General features: G+C 67.6%; 7 protein-coding genes. All 7 read left to right on the top strand.

What is annotated here, in order from left to right; translation table 11 throughout:
* Nucleotides 1-412, top strand: a 412-nt coding sequence (locus ACRDUX_RS30670; RefSeq protein ID WP_526419579.1) for an amino acid ABC transporter ATP-binding protein, incomplete at its 5' end; no start/stop codon positions are given.
* A gap of 5 nt (nt 413-417) precedes the next feature.
* The gene (gene macS / locus ACRDUX_RS30665; protein WP_526419578.1) at nt 418-1,557 is read left to right on the top strand and encodes a MacS family sensor histidine kinase; all 1,140 of its coding nucleotides are present in this window, start codon (nt 418-420) and stop codon (nt 1,555-1,557) included.
* Nucleotides 1,557-2,192, top strand: a complete 636-nt coding sequence (locus ACRDUX_RS30660) for a response regulator transcription factor (RefSeq protein ID WP_526419581.1) — start codon at nt 1,557-1,559, stop codon at nt 2,190-2,192. The genes macS and ACRDUX_RS30660 overlap by 1 nt, the downstream gene beginning before the upstream one ends.
* 86 nt (nt 2,193-2,278) lie before the next feature.
* Nucleotides 2,279-4,021, top strand: coding sequence for a DUF2339 domain-containing protein (locus ACRDUX_RS30655; protein WP_526419576.1), 1,743 nt, complete (start codon nt 2,279-2,281; stop codon nt 4,019-4,021).
* Nucleotides 4,022-4,191: 170 nt separating this feature from the next.
* Nucleotides 4,192-5,565 (top strand): cytochrome P450, encoded by a 1,374-nt coding sequence (locus ACRDUX_RS30650; RefSeq protein ID WP_526419574.1) that lies wholly within the window; start codon nt 4,192-4,194, stop codon nt 5,563-5,565.
* Nucleotides 5,566-5,622: 57 nt separating this feature from the next.
* A complete protein-coding gene (locus ACRDUX_RS30645; RefSeq protein ID WP_526419572.1) occupies nt 5,623-7,785 on the top strand; it encodes an Rv1355c family protein in 2,163 nt (720 codons plus the stop codon).
* A 9-nt stretch (nt 7,786-7,794) separates the two neighbouring features.
* On the top strand, nt 7,795-9,672 hold the full coding sequence (locus tag ACRDUX_RS30640) for a putative bifunctional diguanylate cyclase/phosphodiesterase (RefSeq protein ID WP_526419570.1): 1,878 nt from the start codon (nt 7,795-7,797) through the stop codon (nt 9,670-9,672).
* The last annotated feature ends 3 nt before the right edge of the window (nt 9,673-9,675 follow it).

Below are 9,675 nucleotides of genomic sequence, written 5' to 3'. Positions count from 1 at the left end.
GGTCAAGGGCGTCAAGAAGGCCGCGGCACTATCTCGCGCCAGAGACCTACTGGACCAGGTCGGCTTGTCGGACAAGGCGACCGCCTACCCGGCGCAGCTGTCCGGCGGTCAGCAACAACGCGTGGCGATCGCGAGGGCGCTGGCGATGAACCCGAAGCTGATGCTCTTCGACGAGCCCACCTCTGCGCTGGACCCCGAGCTCGTCGGCGAGGTCCTCGGCGTGATGAAGAAGCTAGCCAGCGAGGGGATGACGATGGTCGTGGTGACCCACGAGATGGGCTTCGCCCGCGAGGTTGCCGATCAGCTGGTGTTCATGGACGGGGGAGTGATCGTCGAACGCGGCAAGCCGCGCGAGGTGCTGAGCAACCCGCAACACGAGCGCACGAAGGCCTTCCTGTCCAAGGTGATGTAGTTCCCGTGCCGGCGGCACCCACCCCCGACCCAGCCACCCCGCTGTGGCGGGCGGCGCAGGTCTTCCGGCTGTTGAGCTGCCTCTACGCGCTGGGCTTTCAGATCGCCGTCAACGACGACCTCGACCGGCCTGCGATCGGATGGGCCCTGTTCGCGGTGCTGATCTCGTGGAGTGTGGCGTGTGCGGCGGCGTACCTGCACGGTTACGGGCGGCGCCGCGCCTGGGTGCTCGCCGAAGTGCTGGTGGTCGTCGGGTTGATGCTGTCTACCGACATCGTGGCGTCCGATCAGTGGGCGCTGGACAACCAGTCCTGGCCGACGACGTTGTGGGCCACCAACGCCACGGTTTCAGCGGCGATCCTGCTCGGACCGCTGGGGGGCATGGTCGTCGCGCTGGTGGTGACGGCTGCCAGCGCGGCGCTGAAGGGCTACGTGAGCTTCGACGTCGGACGCAACGCCACCGTCGTGATCGAACTGGCCGTCGGCCTGGCGATCGGCCTGGCCGCACAGACGGCCCGACGGGCCCACGCCGACCTGCAGCGAGCGGCGAAGCTGGCGGCGTCACTCGAGGAGCGGGAGCGATTGTCGAGGGAGGTGCACGACGGCGCGATCCAGGTGCTGGCGCTCGTTGCCCGGCGTGGGCGCGAAATCGGCGGTCCGACAACCGAGTTGGCCGAACTCGCGGGCGAACAGGAGCGGGCGTTGAGGCGGTGGGTGAGTGCCGCCGGCGCCCGGCTTCCGGAGGGCACCGAGACCGAGACCGACCTGGTTCCGGTGCTCCGCAACCGCGCATCCGACCGGGTGTCGGTCAGCCTGCCCGCCAACCCGGTCCTACTCGACCCGGCCGTGGCAGGAGAGGTCGAGGCGGCCGTGACGAATGCCTTGGACAATGTCGCCGCACACGCGGGTGCGGGCGCACATGCCTTCGTTCTGCTCGAGGATCTGCAAGACTCGGTCGTGATCAGCGTCCGTGACGACGGAGTGGGGATTCCGGCGGGCCGCCTGCAGGAGGCCGTCGAGGAGGGCCGGGTGGGTATCTCCAAATCCATTGTGGGACGACTGAATTGGCTGGGTGGCACGGCGCGCCTGAGTACGGAGCCAGGAAGGGGGACCGAGTGGGAGCTGACCATTCCACGTTCACCGTGATGGTGGTGGACGATCATCCGATCTGGCGCGATGCGGTGGCCCGCGACCTCGAGGGGGAGGGTTTCACGGTCGTCGCCACGGCCGATGGCGTCGGCTCGGCGCGACGCCGCGCGGCGGTGGTCAAACCCGACGTGGTGGTGATGGACATGCGCCTCTCCGATGGCAACGGCGCTGGCGCGACGGCGGAGGTGCTGGCGGTGTCGCCGGCATCGCGCGTCCTGGTGCTCTCGGCCTCAGATGAACGCGACGACGTTCTCGAGGCGGTGAAGGCCGGCGCCACGGGTTATCTGGTCAAGAGCGCGTCGAAGGGCGAACTCGCCGACGCGGTCCGCGCCACCGGCGAGGGACGCGCGGTGTTCACGCCGGGCCTTGCCGGCCTCGTTCTTGGTGAGTACCGGCGGATGGCGCACGCTCCTGGGGAGGCGGCCACCGGGTCCATGCCGAGCCTCACCGAGCGCGAGACGGAGATCCTGCGGTACGTCGCGAAGGGGCTGACCGCCAAGCAGATTGCCGAACGGCTGTCGTTGAGCCACCGCACGGTCGAGAATCACGTGCAGGCGACGTTCCGCAAGTTGCAGGTGGCCAACCGCGTCGAACTGGCGCGTTACGCCATCGAGCACGGCCTCGACGAATAGCGCCGTAGTCCAATGTCACCGCCGGGGCGGCTCCGTCGGGTAGTAATACTCATCCGGTCGTGCGCCGATGCTGCCACGATGGCGACATGACCGAACCGGATCAGGCCATCATCGCCAGGCTGTCGTCGGACGTCGCCGTGATCGGCGCGTACCTGGCGAGGGCATCCGCGGACTTGGTTCAGCTCGAACGCATAGTGGCTCAGCGATCGGCCCAGCCCCAGTTCCAGGCCCAGCCGTGGTCCCAGCCATGGCCGGCTCCCGCCTACCAGCAGCCTCCGACGGCCCAGCCCGCGATGCCTGCGCCGCATCCGGCGCCCTCCGGGCCACGGTCGGACGGTTGGATCGGGAAGGCGCTCGCGGTCGCCGGCGTCGCCGTCACGCTCGTCGGGGTGGCGCTTCTGCTCGTCCTCGCCGCGCAGGCCGGGATTCTGCGCCCGGAGGTACGGGTCTTCGCGGGCGCTGCCCTCGCCGCCGGACTGGTGGGTGCCGCATGGCGGCTCAAGCAGCGGCCCGGTGGCCGCGTAGGTGCGATTGCCTTGGCCGCCACGGGCATTGCGGCCGCGTACATCGACGTCATCGCAGTGACCACCGTCTATGACTGGGTGTCGCCGCCCATCGGACTGGTGATCGCGGCCGTCGTCGGCTGCGCGGGTCTGTTGTTGGCCCGCCGGTGGGACACCGAGCATCTCGGCCTTCTGGTGCTGGTGCCGCTCATCGGACTCGCGCCCGTCGTCGCCGACGGATTCACGCTGGTGCTGGTCGGCTTCATGCTGGCGCTGAGCGCCGCGTCCGTGCCTGTGCAACTGGGGAAGGATTGGGTCGGCATGCACGCCGCGCGCATGGCGGCCAGCACGCTGCCGCTTCTCGTCGCGCTGGCTCTCGAGCAGTCGCCCCTTCTGGCCGTTGCGTGTGCCCTGGCGGCGGCGCTGGCGATCGGCAGCGCGTTGATCCTGCTGCGCTACACGAAGAATGCGGTGGCAATGGCGCTGTTGAGTGCGGCGGGGACGATGCCCGTGTTGGCCGCGTCCATCGCCGTCGACAGGGTGATCGCGGCACTACTGGCCGCGGTGCTCGCCGTGGCGCTCTTCGTGGTCGTGCTCTTGGGTGAGCGCCTACCGATGGTCACTGCACCCGTGCGGACGGTCTGGTCGGCGCTGGCGGCGGTCTCGGCCCTGGTCGCCGTGACGGTCGCGTTCGACGGCCCGGTGGCCGGACCCGTGCTTCTCGCGATGGCGGTAGTCCTGGCGGTGGCGGGTCGCGGCGACCGGGTCGCGCGTTGGTGCGCACTGGGATTCGGTGTCGTGGGCGGCTTGTTCTACCTCGCCTACGCTCCGCTGACGACGCTGATCCGGGCAACGTCACTTGGCACTCCGATCGCCGTGTCGACGCTGATCACCAGTGTGCTGGTGGTGGCCTTCGCCGCGACCATCGTGTGGTCGTGGCCGGCGGACTGGTCGTGGGCGACGGCGGCAGTGGTCGCGCTGTACGGAATCACGAAGTTCGCGGTGACGGCCGGTGTGCTGTTGGGCGGTCAGACCGAAGGCTTCTTCGCCGGGCACGTGGTGGCCACGATCTGTTGGATCGCGTTGGCCGCAGGCGTCTTCCGATACGCCACTAGGATCCCTCGGGCACGGCGCTCGTTGCCGATCGGCGGCGGTATGGCCATCGTCGCAGCAGCGATGGCCAAGTTGTTCCTCTTCGATCTCGGAACACTGGACGGCATCTTCCGCGTCGTGGTGTTCATCGTCGTGGGATTGGCGTTGCTGGGCATGGGTGCGGGTTACGCACGACTCCTTGCCCAGCAGGACGATCGCGAGCCGCAGACCTGAAGGCAAGGTATGTCGACCGGGTCGTGACGGCCGCCGCCCGGCGAGCCGCCGCACCCTCGCTAAGGACTCCGACACCACGCCGGGTCCGGTATGCCACTAGGGTCAAATGGTGCGGTTGACCTTCTCTCCATCACCGGCAACGCCGCGTGGCCGACGGGAGCCATGACACGGTGAGCGTCTCGCCAGACATCGACATCGCCAAACTGCCTCTGCCCCCGAAGAACCCACTTTCCTATCTGCGACGCGCCAAGGCAGTGCGGTCCTTTCACACCGGTATGGACGAACTGCGTGACGCCGGCGGCCCGATCTCGCGCTTCCGCCTCGGCCCGTCGTGGCTTCTGCCGCCGATGGTCCTGGCCACCTCACCCGAGGGCATCCGCGACATCCTGACGGTCAAGGACGACTCCGTCGACAAGACGTCACTGGTCCTGTCCGAGTTCCGGCGGGTGATGGGCGCCAACCTGTTCGATCTGCCCCATGCGGAATGGCTGCCGCGCCGCCGGACGTTGCAACCCGTCTTCACCCGACAGCACGTCCGCGCCTTCGGTGGGCACATGGCCGAAGCCGCGGAGTGGGTCGCGGGCGGCTGGACTGACGATGCCGTGGTCGATCTCGACGATGAGTGCCGCAGGTTGACGCTCAGCGCCCTTGGTCGCTCGGTGCTCGGCCTGGACCTCACCGATCACGTCGAGGACATCGCCGAGCCGCTGCGCGAGGCGTTGACCTACATCGCCGACCGATCGTTGCGTCCCGTGCGGGCTCCGCGCTGGCTTCCGACCAGGGCGGGGCGCCGGGCGCGGTCGGCCAGTGCCACGTTGCACCGGCTGGCCCACGACATTCTCCACAAGTGCCGGACCGACCCCGAGACGGACGCACCACTGGTGCAGGCCCTTCTTGCGGCCACCGATCCGGAAACCGGAAGAACGCTGACCGATGACGAGATCGCCGACGAGTTGATCGTCTTCCTCTTCGCCGGACACGACACCACCGCGACCACCCTGACCTACGCGATGTGGGAGCTGGGTCGCCATCCAGACATCCAGGCTCGCGTGGCTCGGGAAGTCGCCGCGCTGCCCGACCGAACGCTGGAACCCGACGACGTCGCTCAGTTGAGCTATACCGTGCAGGTGCTCAAGGAGTCGCTGCGACTCTGCCCACCGGGGCCGACCGGTACCCGGATGGCAACCCGCGACGTGGTCGTGGGCGGCTACCGGGTCCCCGCGGGAACGATGTTGATCGTCGCACGCCTGGCCGTGCAGCGTGATCCCACCCTGTGGAGTGACCCGCTGTCGTTCGATCCAGATCGCTTCGGGCCCGAGCAGAGCCGAGACCGCAACCGCTGGCAGTACATCCCGTTCGGCGGCGGCCCGCGATCGTGCATCGGTGACCACTTCGCGATGCTGGAAGCCACCCTCGGGCTGGCCACGTTCATCAGGCGCGCTGAGATACTTTCACTGGGTCCGGACTTTCCGCTGGCCGTACCGTTCACGATGGTGGCCGACGGGCCGATACCCGCTCGCATCCGTCGACGGGATCACCTCTAGCAGCCGAGCCGGGCGGCTTCGACCTGGCGTCACGAAGAGCGCAGTTAGGAGGGCACGATGAGCGACGCACCGGAGATGGGGATCCACGCCGATGCCTACTCGGCGGTGATACTGGATCCTCGCGACCCGGCCGACCGGGAGGTGCTGGACGGGTTGCGCGCTGATCAGCGCATCACGCTGCTGGACCGTCACGCTCGGGCCCGGCAAAACCTCGCGGAGTTGCGTCCGCTGCCCGATGAGACGGTGCTGGACGAGCCGATGCGGTGGGCCTACTACCCGTGGCGTCGCAGTGCCGTGGCCGTGCTGGGACCGCGGGGGTATCGCGCGCTGCGCCTCGACCGCAACCGCAACATGATCACCGCCGCCGAACAGGACCGGCTGGGTGCGCTGAAGGTGGGCGTGGCCGGCTTGAGCGTTGGCCACGTCATCGCCCACACGCTGGCCGTCCAGGGGCTGTGCGGTGAGATGCGGCTGGCCGACTTCGACATCCTCGAACTCTCCAACCTCAACCGAGTGCCCGCGACGGTCTTCGACCTCGGCGTGAACAAGGCCAAGGTTGCTGCCAGGCGCATCGCCGAAGTGGATCCCTACCTGCCCGTCCACGTGGTCGAGGAGGGCCTGACCTTCGACAACGCCGACGCGTTCGTCGCTGGACTCGACATCGTCGTCGAGGAGTGTGACGCGCTGGACATGAAGGCCGTCCTGCGCGAGATGGCGCGCTCCCGCGGCATTCCCGTCCTGATGGCCACCAGTGACCGCGGCCTCGTCGACGTCGAACGCTTCGACCTGGAGCCGACGCGGCCCATCCTGCACGGGCTGCTCGGCGAGGTCGATGCGGCGTTGTTCCCCGGAATGAGCAGTCGGGAGAAGATCCCCCACATCCTCCGCCACCTCGATGCCGAACGTCTCTCACCGAGGACGGCTGCGTCGTTGGTGGAGGTCGACCGGTCGCTGTCCACGTGGCCGCAGCTGGCCTCCGACGTCAACCTCGGAGCGACCGCGTTGGCAGAGGCGGTCCGCCGAATCGGCTTGGGTGAACAGCTGAACTCGGGGCGGGCCCGCATTGACGTCGGGTGGGCACTCGACCAACTCCGGGAACCCGAGATGGCCGGCGAGAGGCCGATCGCGCCGCCGGCTCCGCAGGCGGATCCGGCCCCCGTGGGGGTGGCGAACATCGTGGCCGCAGCAGCCAACCGGGCACCGTCGGGGGGCAACGTACAGCCGTGGTCGATCGAGGCCGCTGAGAACGGCATGACCATCGGGTTGGCGCCGGAACGCACGTCGGCCCTGGACGTCGGGTTTCGGGGGAGCGCAGTGGCTGTCGGAGCGGCCCTGTTCAATGCCCGCGTCGCCGCGGCGGCTCACTCACGGCTCGGGCCGGTAACAGTGACCGACGACGGCGAAGACGCGCCGCTGAGCGCCACGGTGGGTTTCGGCGACGGCGATGACCCCACCCTCGGAGCTCTCTATGAACCGATGCTGCTTCGGGTGACCAACCGAGCCCTCGGCAAACCCCTGGAGTTACCGGCACAGACCATCGCCGCGCTGCAGTCCGCCGCGTACGACGAAGGCGCACAGCTGCGGGTGTTGACCGATCGGACTCAACTCGAGGCAGCCGCGCGACTTCTGGGAGCGGCCGACAGGATCCGCTACCTCACGGCCAGGCTGCACGCGGAGATGATCGGCGAGCTGCGATGGCCCGGCGATGCCGATCCCGACACGGGTATCGAAGTCGGCAGCCTGGGACTCGATGCCAGCGATGAAGCAGTTTTGGGCATTCTCCGCCGCGCCGACGTGATGGCCCACCTCGCCGAATGGAATGCCGGAACTGCGCTCGGTGACTTCACCAGGGACCGGGTGTTGACCGCCTCCGGGCTCGGTGTGGTCACGGTGACCGGAACCCGCTTGACCGATTTCGCCCGTGGCGGTTCGTCCGCAGAAGCGGTGTGGATCTGCGCCGAACAGCACGGGCTGGCCGTGCAGCCGATTTCGCCGGTCTTCCTCTACGCCCGCACCTCCGCCGAGTTGAGTGCACTCTCGGCGGAATTCTCTGGTGAGCTGGCACGGCTGAGGTCTGATTTTCGGGACCTGGCGGAGGTGGACACTGCCGACGAACTCGTCCTGGTGATGCGGTTCAGTGCAGCGGAGCGGCCCCCGGTGACCAGTCGCCGCAATTCCGACCGAATCAAGTTGTCACCCGGCTCAGATCAATTGACCTAGCGTATAACCATGTCTCGCAGCCTCAACGACGTCGTCACCAGCGTTGCTGGTGAGTTGATGGCTGCCGATGCCGACAGCGCCGCCGCCATCAGTGACACCGTATTGGGTGATCTGGCAAATTATCTGGGCCTCGACGTGGCGTTCTTGCGGCACAACGACCACGCCATCCACGCGACCAAGCTGATCGCCCAGTGGCCGATCCGGGACGTGATCCCCGATCCGGACCCGATCGGCGTGGTGTACTTCGCAGGCGCCGACCCGGAGTTCGCAGCGACGGAACATCTCAAGGAACCCGTAGTGGTCAGGCCCGAGCAGGCCACCGACGAATACCAACGACGCATCGAGCAGGGCACAGCAGTCCCGCAGATCTCATTGGCGGTCGTGCCGCTGCTGGCCGACGACGTCACCACCGGCACCCTGGGTTTCATCAAATACGGTGACCGAGAGTGGATTCCGGCTGAACTGGACGCGCTGAAGACGATCGCCACCCTGTTCGCGCAGCTGCAAGGTCGCATCGCCGCCGAAGAACAGCTGCGCTACCTCGGCGATTACGACGACCTCACCGGGCTGCGCAACCGCCGTTCTCTGATGAAGCACCTCGATAGCCGGCTGGCTGCCGAGGGAGATGGTCCCGTCGCCGCGCTGTTCATCGACCTCGACCGACTCAAGGCAGTCAACGACTACCTCGGTCATGACGCCGGCGACCGGTTCCTGAAGCTGTTCGGCGCCCGCCTACTCGAAAGCTCCGGAAAGGGCGCAACCGTCGCCCGTCTCGGTGGGGACGAGTTCGTGGTGATCCCCCGTGAAGTAGCCTCCCTCGAGGACGCCCGTGCGCTCGCCGAACGAATCCAGACGAGTCTGCGCGAGCGCTTCGCCGTCGCCGGTAACAGCCTTCGGCGCACGGCGAGCATCGGCGTGGCGCTCGGCGTCCCCGGCCAGGACACTGCCTCGGATCTGATGCGCTTCGTGGACCAGGCGATCCTGTCCGTGAAGAACATCGGGGGTAATGACGTTGCGGTGTTCACCCCCGATCTCGCCCTGAACACCGACCTGCGCAACGACATCGAGTTACATCTCCGCGGCGGTATCGAGCGGGGAGCCCTGGTCGTCCACTACCTGCCCGAGGTGGATCTGCGCAGCGGTGAACTACTCGCGGTCGAGGCGCTGGTGCGGTGGCAGCACCCCACCCGCGGACTACTCCTGCCTGGCGCGTTCATCCCGATCGCCGAATCCTGCAACCTCGCCGCCGAACTCGGCCGTGTCGTCTTGCGGTCGGCGTGTGAACACCTGCGCAGGTGGAGATCCCAAGGTTTGGCCCGAGACCTCACACTGCGTGTCAACGTATCCCCGGTGCAGCTCGTCGGACTCGGATTCGTAGACAGCGTCTCGGCGACCATTGCGGAATACGGCGTCGACGCGGCGTCGCTGTGTCTGGAGATCACCGAAAGCCTCGTCGTCAAGGACATCGATACCGCCCGCGCCACCATCGAGGGCTTGAAGGGCATCGGGGTCAAGGTGGCCATCGACGACTTCGGCACCGGCTACAGCTCCCTGACGCGGCTCAAGTCCCTGCCGGTCGACATCCTGAAGATCGATCAGAGCTTTGTCCGCGATTTGGGGCACAGCGATAGCGATCTCTCCATCGTGCGTGCCATCGTCGCGCTGGCGGAGGCCTTCGAGCTCGACGTCGTCGCCGAAGGCGTGGAAACCGTGATCGCCGCCGAGACTCTCATGAGCGTCGGATGCATGCGCGCGCAAGGATATCTGCTGTCACGCCCGATCGACGACATCGCGATGCAAGAGCTCCTCACCAATCCGTATCTGCCGCTGCCGTCATCTGAACCGACGCCGCCGCCAGCCACGACCCGAAACCCTATGCGCACCTGAGAT

The sequence above is a fragment of the Mycobacterium sp. genome (assembly GCF_050701675.1).
Taxonomy (GTDB): domain Bacteria; phylum Actinomycetota; class Actinomycetes; order Mycobacteriales; family Mycobacteriaceae; genus Mycobacterium.
The sequence above is the reverse complement of the archived record's forward strand: the minus strand, read 5'-3'. Positions and strand labels throughout refer to the sequence as shown.

Excerpts from the sequence above, each read along its gene's own strand:
- ACRDUX_RS30655 (WP_526419576.1), top strand. The coding sequence starts at position 2,279 with ATGACCGAACCGGATCAGGCCATCATCGCCAGGCTGTCGTCGGACGTC.
- ACRDUX_RS30640 (WP_526419570.1), top strand. The coding sequence starts at position 7,795 with ATGTCTCGCAGCCTCAACGACGTCGTCACCAGCGTTGCTGGTGAGTTG.
- ACRDUX_RS30645 (WP_526419572.1), top strand. The coding sequence starts at position 5,623 with ATGAGCGACGCACCGGAGATGGGGATCCACGCCGATGCCTACTCGGCG.
- ACRDUX_RS30660 (WP_526419581.1), top strand. The coding sequence starts at position 1,557 with ATGGTGGTGGACGATCATCCGATCTGGCGCGATGCGGTGGCCCGCGAC.